This is a genomic window from Massilia sp. YIM B02443 (genome assembly GCF_030411955.1).
Taxonomy (GTDB): domain Bacteria; phylum Pseudomonadota; class Gammaproteobacteria; order Burkholderiales; family Burkholderiaceae_D; genus Telluria.
Window position 1 is genome coordinate 151,952 of the sequence record NZ_JASNRA010000006.1, and the last position, 14,447, is coordinate 166,398.

A 14,447-nucleotide genomic window follows, 5' to 3' on the forward strand; every position below is an offset into this window, starting at 1 on the left:
CGCCTTGGCGGCAGAACCATCATGGCCAGGGCGCACGGCGACAGCTGCCGCCTTGCGTGAGCAACGACGACCCCGCCGTGCGCGCCGTGGCGCTGCTGCGGCACATCGCTTGACGACCCGGGAGCACCCATGAAACAACAACCTGCCCAAGGCATCTTCTCTCCCTATTACGTGCCCTCCGGCCGCCTGCCCGTGCGCGCCGTCACCCTGACCCTGCGCTGCATGCTCGGCGCGGTGCCGGCGGCCTGGATCTACGCCTGGCTGACGATCCACATGCCGCTGCTGCTGCTCAACGCCGCGGTGACGCTGGCGTTCGCCCTCGGCCTGGGGCTGGCCACGCGCTACGCGGCGCGCTGCGGCCAGGCGCGCAACCCGCCGTGGATGGGACGCCTGGGTCTGGCCCTCGGCCTGGCCGCCTGGTACGCGCAGGCCGCGGCCTGGATCGCGATCCTGGAAACCGACGCTTCGCCGCTGGCCTCGCCCGCCGCCCACCTGGCCAATTTCGCCGCCATGCTGCTTGACCCGCACCACGTGCTGCGCGTCGCGCTGGACGTGGTCGACAGCGGCGCCTACAGCATCGCCGGCATGCGCGTGCGCGGCGGCCTGCTGGCGGCGCTGTGGCTGGCCGAGCTGGCGCTATTCGCCGGCCTGCCTTACGCGCTGGGCCGCATGAGCGCCGCCGAACCGTTCTGCGAGGAGAGCGGCGGCTGGATGCCGGAAACCGAACTGCCGCGCAAGTTCGAATTCATCGACCGCCCGGCGGCGGCCGTCGCGCTGCTGGCCGAAGAACCCGACGGGTTCTTCTCGGTGGTAGCCTCCTGCCCCCAGCCCGACCCGGAGCGCTACGCGCTGCTGTTCGTGTACCGCGGCCGCGGCGACCCGTACATCTCGATCAAGAACGTGACGGTACGCGTCGACAAGGAGGGCAGGCAGCACCTGTCGAAGGAGCTGGTGATCGACTACCTGCGCCTGCCCGGCATCGACCCGCAAGCGGTGCTGCGCCACGGCGCCGCGCCGATCGCCGCAGCAGCCGGCGCCGAAGGGGCAAGCCAGGCGTCCGACCCGCCGGAACTGGCCGCGGCCATCGCCCACCTGGAAGCGGAAAGCTTCGACGCCGCCCTGGCCGGGGCGCTGCCTTACGTCACCGCCCGTCCCGACGGCCTGCGCATCGACGCCGTGCGCCTGTGCGCCCTGTGCTGCGCGCGCCTGGGCCGCTGGGACGAGTCGCTGCGCTACTGGAGCATGCTGTTCGGCGAAGAGCGCAGCGCCCACAACGCGCTGAACGTCGGCACCAGCTTCGCCATGAGCGGCGACCCGGCGCACGGGCGCGACTGGGTGGCGCGGGCGCGCGCGCTGAACCTGACCTCGCGCGAGATGCCGGACCTGCAGATCGTCACCAACTTCATCACCGCGCTGACCCGATCCGGCCACATGGAGCAGGCGCTGCCCTACCTGGACGAGGTGCGCGAAGTCTACGTCGGCCTGCACAACACCGATCCCAGCTTCCTGCACACCCGCCACTTGCCGTTCTTCGACGTGTTCCTGGAGCACAGCGCGCCGGTGGTGCGCACCGTGCTGGGCGAAGAGCGCGGCCACGCCTGGTATGCCTCGATGCTGCCCCACCTCGACCAGCAGGGCCGGGATGCCTTGAGCGCCTGGCTGGCGCGCCACGCCGCCGAAACGGCGTGAGCAAAAAGAGCGGCGAAAGCGCGACACTCCGGAACAATTCGAGCGCTACCGATATCGCATGAATGTTTCCATGACGTATCATACGAGGTTCCACCAACGAACCATTTACGCTGAATGAAAACCGATACGGCAGGCCTGGACGTGACGCGCGACGACGTGATCGCGGCAGCCGACACCCTGCAGCAGGACGGCGCGGCGGTCACCATCGAGGCGGTGCGCGCGGCCCTCGGCGGCGGCACTGCTTCCACCATCCACGCCCACCTGGCCGCATGGCGCGCCGCCAAGGGCGCGCCCGAGGCGTTGCCGGAAGCGGTGCTGCCGCCGACCCTGCTGGCCGAACTGAGCCGCTGGGCGCAGGGCTATGCCGAAACCGCCGGCGCCGGCCTGCGCGAGGCGCTGGCCCAGGCCGAGAGCGATGCCGCGGCGCTGGTGCAGAGCGGCGAACAGCTACAAGGCGAACGCGACGCCCTGAGCGCCGAAGTCGCCGAAGCTGGCGCCGCGCGCGTCCAGGCGCAATTGGTGGCCGACGAGCGCAGTGAGGAAATCGACCGCCTGAACGCAGAACTGCGCAATGCGCGCCAGGTGGCGGCCGACGCCCTGGTCGGCAAGGCCAAGGACCAGCTGGCGATCGACGGCAAGGACGCCCAGCTGGCCGAGCTGCGCCAGCAGATCGAACGTTATGTCGGTTCGACCGCCGCCGATTCGGACGCGCGCCTGGCGGCGCAGATGGAACTGGTCGGCATCAAGACCGAGCGCGACAACCTGGCGCAGGAAGTGCAGGATCTGCGCACCCAGCTGGACGCCTCGCGCAGCGAGCGCAGCAACCTGCGGGCGGAGCTGGAAGTGCTGCGTAATAGAAAATAAGAAAAAATAATCAAGGCAGACACGAACAAAAAGGCCCCGGCGCTTGCAAGCACCGGGGCCTTTTTCTTGATCGACCGCGACGGGCGCCGCGGTCGTGATTTGCCGGATTACTTGGCTGCCGCAGCTTCGGCTGCCGGAGCGTCGGTCACCAGCGCTGCCGGCGCCGGCATCGCGTTGCCTGCCACGTCCAGCGTGAACGCCTTCAGGCCCAGCACCTTGCTGCTCTGGTGGCGGATCTGGTTGGCGTAGGCCGCGTCGTCGTTCAGGTGACGGCCGTACGACGGGATCATTTCCTTCATCTTGGCGTCCCACTCAGGCGTCTTCAGCTGGTCGCGGAAGCTTGAAGCCTTCAGCACTTTCAGCATGATCGGCGCGGCGGTCGATGCGCCCGGCGAGGCGCCCAGCAGGGCGGTCACGCTGCCGTCGCTTGACGCGACGACTTCGGTGCCGAACTGCAGCAGGCCGCCCTTCTTCGGGTCGTCCTTGACGATCTGCACGCGCTGGCCGGCGTTGACCAGTTTCCAGTCTTCGGCCTTGGCTTCAGGCAGGTAGTCGCGCAGGGTCTTGACGCGGTCTTCCTGCGACTGCATCACCTGCTCGACCAGGTACTTGGTCAGCGGGATGTTGTCGATACCGGCCTGGAACATCGGACGCACGTTGCCGGTGCCGACCGATGCCGGCAGGTCGATCCACGAACCGTTCTTCAGGAACTTGGTCGAGAAGGTCGCGAACGGGCCGAACAGCAGGGCTTTCTTGCCGTCGATGATGCGGGTGTCCAGGTGCGGCACCGACATCGGCGGCGAACCGACCGAGGCCTTGCCGTAGACCTTGGCATTGTGCGCCTCGACCAGGGCCGGGTTGTCGGTCACCAGCCACTGGCCGCCGACCGGCACGCCGCCGTAGCCCTTGGCTTCCGGGATGCCGGTCTTTTCCAGCAGCGGCAGGGCGCCGCCGCCGGCGCCGATGAACACGAACTTGGCGCTCACGGTGCGGACCTTGTCGTCGGCCAGGTTCTTGACGGTGACGTTCCACAGGCCGTTCTCGCCGCGCTTGATGTCTTCGACCTGGGTGCGCAGGTTGAGGGTCATGCCGTGGGTGCCGGTCAGGTGCTTGACCATGCTGCGGGTCAGGGTGCCGTAGTTGACGTCGGTGCCGATGTCCATGCGGGTGGCGGCCACGTGCTGCTTCGGATCGCGACCGTTCATGACCAGCGGCGCCCACTTGCGGATCAGTTCCTGGTCTTCGGTGTACAGCATGCCCTTGAACAGGTTTTCCTTCTGCAGCGCGGCGTAGCGCTTGCGCAGGTAGGCGATATTGTCTTCGCCCCACACGAAGGCCATGTGCGGCACGTTGTTGATGAAGGTCTGCGGCGCGCCCAGGTACTGCTTGTTCACCTGGTAGGCCCAGAACTGCTTCGAGATTTCGAACTGTTCGTTGATGTCGACAGCCTTCCTGGTGTCGATGCTACCGTCCGGCATTTCCGGCGTGTAGTTCAGTTCGGCGAAACCGGAGTGGCCGGTGCCGGCGTTGTTCATCGCGTCCGAGCTTTCGACCGAAACCGCGTCCATGCGTTCGAACATTTCGATGGACAGCTTGGGATCGAGTTCCTTGAGCATGGTGCCCAGGGTGGCGCTCATGACGCCGGCGCCGACCAGCACGACATCGACCGGTTTTTCGGCATTGGCGGGAGGCGGGTTCTTGGAACACGCCGAGACGATGAGACAGGATAGGACGACGAGAAGCGAAGAGGTACGCATACGAGACTATTACCTATAAGAAGATTGCGGTGGCACTACCCTGCAATGTTCTGATTAAAAAAACCAACGGGCTCGGTATGGCGCAGCCCGCCCAGTCACAGGCTGGACGAGCGAGCGCCGATAGGGAGCGTGCCGCCAAGACCGGCGCCGTCAGGGTGACGATGCGGACTCAGCAACAGACGCATAGCGCAGACAATGCCCGGCGCGGCCCGGCAAAAAAGCGGACCGGGTCGAAGCAGCTGGCATACAGGGTGGTGACGCGCTGATGTCGACGATCAGGCAGGCCAATCACATTCCCTGGCGTCCATTGAGCGGGATGCCCCGGATGGGGAACGGCGAGTATAGCCCAAACAAAACCGGATTGCTGGATCCGGGGCCAATAATTCGAAAAACTCAGTAGTAGTACGGATACGCGCTCGATACGCGAACATGACGACAGATGAGCTCAAACGGCGGCCACGGCCGGGCCGCCGCAGACCCGCTCCGGGCGCCGTGCCGGAAGCCTGGCCTACTGCAGCGCGGGATGGCCGTCGAGATCGCGCTTGCGGTGCTCGGCCGCTTCCGGACGGCCGAACAGGTAGCCCTGGAAATGGGTGCAGCCTTCCTGTTCCAAACGCCGGAACTGGCCCTCGGTCTCCACCCCTTCGGCGGTGGTCTCGATCAGCAGGCTGCCGCTGAGGCCGGTGATGGCGCGGATGATGGCGACCGCCTCGCGGCTCTCGTCCATCTCTTGCACGAACGATTTGTCGATCTTGATCTTGTCGAACGGGAATGAGCGCAGATAGCTCAGCGACGAGTAGCCGGTGCCGAAGTCGTCGAGCGCGATGCGCACCCCCAGCGCCTTCAAGGCGCGCAGCGTGCGCACGTTGGCGTCGCTGGAGTCGAGCATGACCGACTCGGTGATCTCGAGTTCGAGGCGCTGCGGCGCCAGGCCCGAATCGGCCAGCGCCAGCGCCACCGTGTCGACCAGGTTGGTGCTCTTGAACTGCAGCGGCGACAAATTGACCGCCACCGTCTCGTCCCCGCTCCAGCCGGCCGCTTCCTGGCACGCCAGGTTCAGGGCGCGGGCGCCGATCTCGTGGATCAGGCCGGTTTCTTCGGCGACCGGGATGAAGTCCAGCGGCGAGATCAGGCCCTTGTCCGGATGGCGCCAGCGGATCAGCGCCTCGTAGCCCGAAATGCGCTGGCGGCGCTGTTCGACGATCGGCTGGTAGGCCATGTACAGTTCGCCGCGGTGCAGGGCGCGCCGCAGGTCGATCTCGATCTGGCGCCGCACGCGCGCCGCCGCTTCCAGTTCCGGGCGGAACAGTTCGTGGCGGTGGCGGCCGTTGCGCTTGGCTTCGTACAGCGCCATGTCGCCGAACTGCAGCAGCTGCTCGGCGCCGGCGGCGTCCTGCGAACTCAGGGCGATGCCGACGCTGATCCCGACCGCGAAGCTGTGGCCGTCGATCGAGAACGCCGGCGCCACCGCGTCGATCAGGCGCTGCGCCGCCTGCTGCGCTTCCTCGACCCGGCTCACGCGCGGCAGCACCACGGCGAATTCGTCGCCGCCCAGGCGCGCCAGCGTGTCCTGTTCGCGCAGGCACTTGCGCAGGCGATTGGCCAGCATCAGCAGGATCTTGTCGCCGAAGCCGTGGCCGAAGGCGTCGTTGATGTTCTTGAAGTTGTCCAGGTCGATGCACAGGATGGCGGCTCCCATGCCCGGCTCGCCGCAGCGCGCCGCGTCCTCGATCGCCCCTTCCAGGCGCGCGTTGAAATGGTGACGGTTGGGCAGGTTGGTCAGGCCATCGTGCTGCGCCATGTGGTGGATCTGGGCATAGGCCGCCAGCTCGTCGGTGACGTCTTCGGTGATGGTCAGGACGTAGTCGCTGCTGCCGTCCTGCTGCTTGCCGAGCACGGTGCGGCTGCGCAGGCTGCGCGGGCCGACCTGGGTCTGGACCAGCACCGCGTCGTCGAGCGCGCCGGCCCGCGGCGCCGCCGCCATCTGGCGTTCCAGGTAGTCGGCCACCTCCGGGCTCAGGCTGTCGCGCGGGGTGCGCCCCGTCATCTCGCCCTGCGGCCCGCCGAACAGGCGCTGGGCCTGCTGGTTGGCGAGCAGGATCGCGCCGCTGGCGCGGTCCTGCGCCAGCACCCCGGCCGGGATGTTGGCGATCACCGAATCCAGGAAGCCGCTCAGCGACGCCATTTGCTGGCTGTAGGTTTCGGCCAGTTCCTTGGCTTCGATCAGCTTCAACTGCTGCTGGTGGCGCTCGGTGATGTCGCGCGTGATCTTGGCAAAGCCGATCAGGACGCCGTCTTCGCCACGGATGGCGTCGATCACCACGTGGGCCCAGAACGCGCTGCCGTCCTTGCGCACGCGCCAGCCGGTGTCTTCGAAGCGGCCGGTGCGGGCGGCGATCTCGAGGTTCCTGGCGGGCACGCCGGCCGCGATGTCTTGGTCGCGGTAAAAACGCGAGTAATGCTGGCCGACGATTTCCGCTGCGACGTAGCCCTTGGCGCGCTGGGCGCCCGGGTTCCAGTTGGAGACGATGCCCTCCAGGGTGAGGGTGTAGATGGCATAGTCGACCACGCTCTGGACGAGCAGGCGGTACATCAGATCGGAATTGTCGGTGTTCATGCGGCAACGGTTAAATAAGAACACCAACTGGGCGGGTGCAACGCCTTCGATTGCAATATGGGCTGGCTGCCCGCCGAATGGCGTGCGATCGAAGACCAACTATACAGGAAATAGTTCCTACAAGAACTTTCTAAGATGGTTGAGCAAGACCGGTGTGGCGTGCCCGTCTTGATGTTGTTCCAATACGATGGAACCGTAGGGATCGGCCCGTTTTCTGCCCGGCAAACTAGCGCTGCCGTTCCCGATCGCGTGCGAGGATCAATTTCTCTCATTCGAAAGGAACGCTTATGAAGCAAGACCAGCCGCCGCGCCGCGATTTCCTGCGCTATGTTGGCACCATGGCCGCCCTGTCCACGCCTGCGCTGCATGCTGCTGCCAGCGAAAAGAACCGCGTCCAGTTTCCGCCCATCTTCGACAAGTCCGAGAAGCCGGAAAAAACCGAGCCGCCGGGCGACTCGTGGGACGAACGGGTCGGTGTCGCCGTGGTCGGACTGGGGCGCATCGCCATCGACGAGATGCTGCCGGCCTTCCAGCAGAGCAAGCATGCCAAGGTGGTGGCGCTGGTGACGGGCGACCGCGAGAAAGGGCTGAAGGTCGCGCGCCAGTACAACGTGCCCGAGAGCGCGGTGCTCGACTACAAGGACTTCGACAAGCTGGCGCAGATGGCGGACGTCAAGAGCGTCTATATCGCGCTGCCCAACCACATGCACCTCGAGTACACGGTGCGCGCCGCCAAGGCCGGCAAGCACGTGTTGTGCGAAAAGCCGATGGCCAACAGCGCGGCCGAGTGCCGCCAGATGATCGACGCTTGCCGCAAGGCCGGACGCCAGCTGATGATCGCCTATCGCAGCCAGTATGAAGCGCTCGATCGCACCTTGGTGAAAATGATCCGGGACAAGAAACTGGGCGCGCTGAAGGAATTCAACTCGGTCAATTCGCAGAACATGGGCGACCCGCAACACTGGCGCCTCAAGAAGGCGATGGCGGGCGGCGGCGCGCTGCCGGACATCGGCATCTACTGCATCAACGCGGCGCGCTTCCTCAGCGGCGAAGAGCCGAGCGAAGTGTTCGGCACGATCTGGTCGACGCCCGGCGACGCGCGCTTTCGCGAAGTCGAGGAATCGTGCCAGTTCGTCCTGCGCTTCCCGAGCGGCTTCTCGGCCACCTGCAGCACCAATTATTCAGCGCACAAGTCGCAAATGTTCCGCCTCAACGGCTTCGAGGCCTGGGCCGAGATGGATCCCGGCTACGCCTACCACGGCAACAAGCTGCGCGTGACGCGCGTGGTCGACGGCAAGGAACAGACCAGCGAGATCCAGCCCGGCAACGAGAACCAGTTCACCTTGATGATCGACCACTTCGCCGGCTGCATCCAGCAGAACAAGGACGTGCACACGCCGGGCGAGGAAGGCTTGCAGGACCAGCGCATCATGGATGCGATCTACGAGTCGGCGCGTACGGGCAGGGTGGTCAAGCTGAAACCGCCGGCGGGCAAGACGCGTGGGCCGGAGCCGGAGGACGCCGGCTGATCCCGGCAGTTGGGCGCGCCGGTGCCGATGGCCACGGGCGCCGTGCGTCGCCAATATCCCCATTGTCGTAAAGTTCACATGGCGAACTGGACAGCCAGGCACATGCCGCGGCTGTGCCCGTTGGCGACGATTTTGGAGATCAGCCGACATGAAGAAACACCATCAACACCTGCTGCTCGCCGGCGCGCTCGGCCTGGCCGGCGGCTTCGTCGCAGGGAAATTGAATTCTCGCTCTTCCAGCCCGACGCGCGCCGGTGACGGCAAACTGCCCACCGCCGGTGTGCTCGACACGCTGGCGCTGGCCGTGGACGTGCTGGCGCCGACCTTCGCCAAGGGCGTGATCGTGCGCCGCCCGGCAGTGGTGGCGCTGGCCGAGCGGCTGGAGCTGGACCGGCGCGCCGTCCAGCGCATGCAAAAGCTGCGCAACAAGTACGGCAGCGGACCCCTGATGCTGCCGCTGCCGATCCGCAAGCAGGCAGTCGTGCTGACGCCGCAGGAAGTGCGGCGCGTGCTGGACGAATCGCCGGAACCGTTCTCGGCCGCCAGCAGCGAAAAGCGCGCCGCGCTGTCGCACTTCGAGCCAAAAGGTTCGCTGATTTCGCAGTGTCCGCAGCGCACTGCGCGGCGCCGCTTCAACGAAGAGGTGCTCGAGCACGAGCGCGCCGTACACCACATGGTGGACAAGTTCCTGCCGGTGGTCGACGACGAAGCGCGGCGCATGCTGGGCATTGCGCGCGCCCAAGGCGAACTCGACTGGGACACCTTCAACGGCGGCTGGACCCGCATGGTGCGGCGCGTGGTCTTCGGCGACGGCGCCGCCGGCGACCAGGAGATCAGCGACATGATCATCCGCCTGCGCCAGGCCGCCAACTGGGCGTTCATGCATCCGAAGCGAACCGGCCTGCGCGCGCGTTTCCTGAAGCGCATCGGGTCCTACCTCGAACGCGCCGAGCCCGGCAGTCTGGCAGCGGTGGCGGCAACCGTGCCCAAGAGCCCCGAGACGGTGCCCGAGCAGCAAGTGCCGCAATGGCTGTTTGCCTTCGACGCCGCCGGCATGGCCACCTTCCGCGCGCTGGCGCTGCTGGCCGCGCATCCGCAGCAGATGGCGCAGGCGCGCGAAGAATTGCGCAGCCATCCCGGCACCGAGCGCCAGTTCCTGCCGTTCCTGCGCGCTACCGTGCTCGAATCGCTGCGCCTGTGGCCGACCACGCCGGCGATCCTGCGCCAGACCACGCGCGACACCGAGTGGGACGACGGCACGATGCCGGCCGGCACCGGCGTGCTGATCTTCACGCCATTCTTCCACCGCGACGACGAACGCATGGCGTGCGCCGACCGTTTTGCGCCGGAACTGTGGCTGAAGGACGACAAGGTCAGGGAAGTCGAAGACCGCGAATGGCCGCTGGTGCCGTTCAGCAGCGGTCCGGTGATGTGCCCGGCGCGTAACCTGGTCTTGATGCTGACCAGCGTCATGCTGGGCGCCTTGATCGACGCCGATGCCGGTGGAGAAGCGCTGAGCCTGGCGCAGGAAGGGCGTCTGGATCCGCTGCGGTTGCCGGGCACGCTGGACAATTACAGCTTGCGCTTTGCGTTGGGGTCGGAAAAGCGCGGGGCCGGCGCGGCATCGTAGCCATTGACCGCTGTTCCGGAGCCTGCTCCGGTACCGAAACAAGAAGGCCTCAACGGATGTTGGGGCCTTTTATTTTGGCGGGCTATTCCTGACCAGAAGCTTCGTCGTATTCCAGCTGTCATTGTTTTCGGTAAATGCAATATGGACATAGATTGCAGGAATCTCAAATCTCAAGCCGCTTGATCGGTTACAAAAACGGGGCTCAGGCCGTCCGGCACTATTCGGTGAGCGCGCGCGTGGAGCGATCGAGCACCATGCTCCGATGTTGATGAATGCAGATCAATCGTTTCCTGCTGCGCATTTTTCACACCCATGGAGCGTTAGACGACATGAAGCAGCATATGCCAGGTCTGGATGGACTGAGAGCCATTGCAGTTGCAGCAGTACTTCTGTTTCATGCCTTCCCGCACGCGCTACCGGGTGGATTCATCGGTGTCGATGTCTTTTTCGTCCTGTCGGGTTACATCATTACCAGGACTTATTTCGACGCGCTGCGCACGGGGAGCGTCTCCCTGACCGAGTTCTACATCAAGCGCTTCAGGCGGCTGGCGCCGGCCTACATTCTCGTGCTGGCGGCAACGACGATCGCGGCGTACGTTTTGATTCCGCCCCTGTATCTGAAAAATTTCAGCGAAAGCCTGGTGGTGCAGCCTTTCTATCTGCAGAACTTCGTCTTCTGGAGCCAGGGCGATTACTTCGAGAGTCCCCTGACAAAGCCCTTGCTCCATACCTGGAGCCTGGCGGTAGAAGAGCAGTTTTATTTGTTGTATGGCTTGCTCATCCTGTTGGTGCGCAGGCCAACATCGTTGTCGATGCCGCTATTGCTGGGGTTGTTGGCACTGCTGGCGCTCGGATCGTTTGCGGCAAATTACATCGTTGCCACCGTATCGCCGAAAACGTCGTTTTTCCTGCTGCCGACCCGGATATGGGAACTGGCAATCGGGGTGATGCTCGGCCTGCAAAGCCGGGAGGTCCCGGTGCGCATCGCGCCCTACCTGAAGTGGGGCGGCCTGCTGGCGATCATTGCAGCCATCGGCTTGTTCGACGAGGGGGCCGGATTCCAGGGAGTCCAGGCCGCCATCGCATGCTTCGGTACTGCCGCCGTCATTGCAGCGCTGGGGGCCGTGAAGAGCAAGGACCGGCTGCTCGATCAAGCGGGATTGGCCTACGCCGGGAGAATCTCTTACTCCTTGTACCTGTGGCACTGGCCCATCATTTCTCTTGCAACCATCTACCTGGGCCAGGAGCTCGGCACCGTGCAGGCGACGGCGGCCCTGGCCCTGACCTGGGTGCTCTCTGCGCTCTCTTACCGTTATGTCGAGGTTCCCGTCCGAAGCAATCTGCACCTCATTTCGAACACCCGGCTGCTGCAGTCGGTCGCCGTGTCCTCCATCGTGACGGTTGGCGCCGCGATCCTGTTCATCAGGACGGACGGTGCGGTGTACCGCTACGCTCCGGATCTGGCCGTGCTGTACAGCGCCGAGCAGCAGCGCTCTCCCTACCGCTGCCCGGTACTCGACCGCATCATCCATCCCGCGTCCGAAATGTGCCAGCGCAACGATGTCGAATCGGATGTGAATCTCCTGATCATCGGGGATTCGCATGCCGACCAACTGGACGAGCTGATCGCCAGGCTCGGGGCAGGCCGCAACGTCGGGGTATTCCTCACCACGCGCAATTGCAACCTCCACCAATTCGGGAGCGACGGCTATTGCAGCAATGAGGTGCTGGCAAAGATACTGGCCGAAAGCAAACAGAGGAATATCCGCAACATCGTTGGCATCAGTTTCTTTAAAGAGAACTTTGACGGCGAAAAGTCACTCCACAAGACCTTGTCGGAAGCGATACTGAACGATCAAGGCATCGAGCATGTCTTCATCATGCAGGTCGTTCCAAACAATCGCTACTTCAATCCCAGGGAGTGGATCGACGTCAGGCAAAAAGGAGCGCGCGAGCCGCAGGCGTACACACTCACAAAGTATCTTTCGGATAATGATGGGCTCATTGCAGCGCTGGATTCGATCAAGGCAATGGATCAGCGAATCAGCATTCTTGACCCATCACCCTATATTTGCGTGAGCGCAATGTGCAAGTTCGACAGTGGTGGGGTGCCGAATTACTTCGATTCACACCATCTTTCGCCGACTGGCGCAAAGCTTCTGACCCCGCTGTTCACCGAAGCAATCAGTGTGATCGCAAACAAAGACAGCATTGCCCGGAAAGTAGCCGCCTCGCCGGCGACCGTGCAGAACAAGGCCGCGCCTTAGCCGACGCGGCGCGGGGCCAGTGTGTGCTTCCAGGAAGTCACCCGGTCCAGGCAAATAGAAAAGGGCGCCCTGTGCGGGCGCCCTTTGACCTTCGGACGGCAAGTGCATCGCGCGGCCGGGCGCAATGCTTACCTGATCCCGACGATTTCCTTGAACCTCCTGGCGGTGTACTCGCCGACCAGGATATAGGTGGCCTGGTTCGGGTGAATGCCATCGTTCGTGATCTGGTACGGACCCAGATTGTTCGCCGCCATGTACTGCGACAGGTAGGCGTACACGTCGATGACCGGTACATTTTTTTGCGCGGCGACTTCTTTCATCGCCGTCGAAAATGCCACATCCTTCTGGCTGTTATTGGTCGGGTTCGTCGTTTGCAGGATCACGGTCTTCCCGGCCGCCCGCGCTATATCGATGACCTGGGCATAACTGGCCTTGTACGAAGCCGTGGTCGTACCGGGTTCATACGAATCATTGATCGAGTAATTCATCAGGATGTACCGTGCGTTGCTGCGCGCCACCGTGGTCGCCCATGGCGCGTGTACACCGTCCCTACCGGCAAGTAGCTCGGCAACCGATGCGCCGCCAACCGCTTCGTTTCTCACGTTATAGTTACTCGGCAGGTTTTCGTCCATGACTACCGATGGCGGCCGTGCGACCTGGTACGGGGTGTTGCCGATGTCGCCGTGCGCCGTGGAGTCGCCGAAGTAATCGATCCATACGGTGGCCGTCGATGGCGGCGGCGTGGTCGGTGGCGGCGGTGGCGTCGTGGACCCCGTCGTGGTGGTGATTTTCGGCGAGATCTTGGTTGGAGGATCAGTTTGCGTCACGCTATCGATCGATGGCGGCGCACCAAGGTCGGCAATGGCCACGCTCACCGTGGCGGACGCAGCGCCGACGGTGAACGGCACCGCTTTCACCGACGTCCAACCCCATCCCCCATTGCTTCCGGAATAGCGGAACAGGCGCCCGTTTTCAATCAGGTATTCTGCTCCGATGCCGCTATTCGGATAGCCCGATGACGGTGTTCTATTGGCATCGATGTACACGCGTGTCCAGGTCGGCGTGCTCGAGAACGGGATCACATACCTGATGTTGAGTCCATCGACAGAAACGGTGGTCGAGGTACTCGGGGGCGGGCTCGCCGCCGTGGACGTGGTGATCTTCGCCGAGGTCACTGTCGGCGGGGTGGTCTGGGTTACGCTGTCGATCGAGGCAGGCGAACCGATATCCGTTTTTGCGACGCTCAAGGATGCGGACGTCGCGCCGCGGGTGAACGGAAGTTGCTTGAGTTGGGTCCAGGCCCAGCTGCCGTTGCTGCCGGAGTAGCGGTAAAGTACGCCGTTCTCAACGAGGTAATCGGCGCCCACTCCATTTAGCGCATAGCCGGATGTGGTGGTTTGGTTGGCGTCGATGTACACCCGCGTCCAGGTTGGCGTACCGCTGTAGGGAATCGTGTACTGGATGTTGGCGGTGTTGACAGACACGGTAGTGGCAGCTTCGGATGCCGCAGCTGTCACGTTTGGCGCAGGTTGAGCGGCGGCAGCTGAGACGATCAGCGATGACGCGAGAAGTGCATATAAACTTTTCATTTGAACAGAACTTTCAAGTAAAAATTCTCGCTGTTCCAAAGTACTTGATTCCAACGTTTGCTGAAATGTCACTTTAAAACTACGATTTCGTTGTTCATTAACCGGATATCGCGCGTTTTTCCAGAGGTGATTTTTTAGAGCTATTTGCATAGAAAAAGTTCCTTAACTAAAAGGCCTATTGCCCCTGACGCAGTGGCTATTTACGTGTTAATCCGCGACCTGATGCCAGTTGTTCAGGCGTGAAACGACGCCTTCGCCGCTGCTGAAGAGGCAAGGAGGCGCTACCGGAAATTTGAAGGGGAAAGGGTTACCGCCGAGGCCGAAGGTTTGGCCACGTGGATGACGCAGGTACGGGATGAAAAGGAAGATGAGCGACTTCGTTTTTTCTCAGAAAGCAGAGCAAAACGACGTGGACAGCAAAAAGCCCGACACTGGCCGGGCTCTTCGTTTGAAGCTTATTTTTTGACCGACGTTTTGGTCGCGAGGCGCATGCAATTCAGCGCCA

At 63.7% G+C, this 14,447-nt stretch carries 8 protein-coding genes; 5 read left to right on the forward strand and 3 right to left on the reverse strand.

The window, feature by feature from the left end; all coding sequences use genetic code 11:
• The first annotated feature begins 129 nt into the window (after positions 1-129).
• Together QPK27_RS08765 and QPK27_RS08770 are read left to right on the forward strand one after the other, a co-directional pair.
• The gene (locus QPK27_RS08765; RefSeq protein WP_290417836.1) at positions 130-1,689 is read left to right on the forward strand and encodes a hypothetical protein; all 1,560 of its coding nucleotides are present in this window, start codon (positions 130-132) and stop codon (positions 1,687-1,689) included.
• A 114-nt stretch (positions 1,690-1,803) separates the two neighbouring features.
• Positions 1,804-2,553 (forward strand): DNA-binding protein, encoded by a 750-nt coding sequence (locus QPK27_RS08770; protein WP_290417837.1) that lies wholly within the window; start codon positions 1,804-1,806, stop codon positions 2,551-2,553.
• Between the two features lie 107 nt (positions 2,554-2,660).
• Here QPK27_RS08770 and mqo read toward each other — a convergent pair whose 3' ends face one another.
• Together mqo and QPK27_RS08780 are read right to left on the reverse strand one after the other, a co-directional pair.
• On the reverse strand, positions 2,661-4,310 hold the full coding sequence (gene mqo, locus QPK27_RS08775) for a malate dehydrogenase (quinone) (RefSeq protein ID WP_290417838.1): 1,650 nt from the start codon (positions 4,308-4,310) through the stop codon (positions 2,661-2,663).
• Positions 4,311-4,818: 508 nt separating this feature from the next.
• Positions 4,819-6,927, reverse strand: coding sequence for a bifunctional diguanylate cyclase/phosphodiesterase (locus tag QPK27_RS08780; protein WP_290417839.1), 2,109 nt, complete (start codon positions 6,925-6,927; stop codon positions 4,819-4,821).
• A gap of 287 nt (positions 6,928-7,214) precedes the next feature.
• Between QPK27_RS08780 and QPK27_RS08785 the strand changes: the two genes are divergently transcribed.
• The 3 genes from QPK27_RS08785 (at position 7,215) to QPK27_RS08795 (ending at position 12,353) form a co-directional block, all read left to right on the forward strand.
• Positions 7,215-8,456, forward strand: coding sequence for a Gfo/Idh/MocA family protein (locus QPK27_RS08785; RefSeq protein WP_290417840.1), 1,242 nt, complete (start codon positions 7,215-7,217; stop codon positions 8,454-8,456).
• 148 nt (positions 8,457-8,604) lie between these two features.
• On the forward strand, positions 8,605-10,086 hold the full coding sequence (locus QPK27_RS08790) for a cytochrome P450 (RefSeq protein ID WP_290417841.1): 1,482 nt from the start codon (positions 8,605-8,607) through the stop codon (positions 10,084-10,086).
• 272 nt (positions 10,087-10,358) lie between these two features.
• Positions 10,359-12,353 carry an acyltransferase family protein gene (locus QPK27_RS08795; protein ID WP_290417842.1) on the forward strand — a complete coding sequence of 665 codons (1,995 nt, stop codon included), beginning with the start codon at positions 10,359-10,361 and terminating at the stop codon, positions 12,351-12,353.
• A gap of 128 nt (positions 12,354-12,481) precedes the next feature.
• On the opposite strand, the gene QPK27_RS08800 is transcribed toward QPK27_RS08795, so the two are convergent.
• Positions 12,482-14,092 (reverse strand): SGNH/GDSL hydrolase family protein, encoded by a 1,611-nt coding sequence (locus QPK27_RS08800; protein ID WP_290417843.1) that lies wholly within the window; start codon positions 14,090-14,092, stop codon positions 12,482-12,484.
• Positions 14,093-14,447 lie beyond the last annotated feature (355 nt).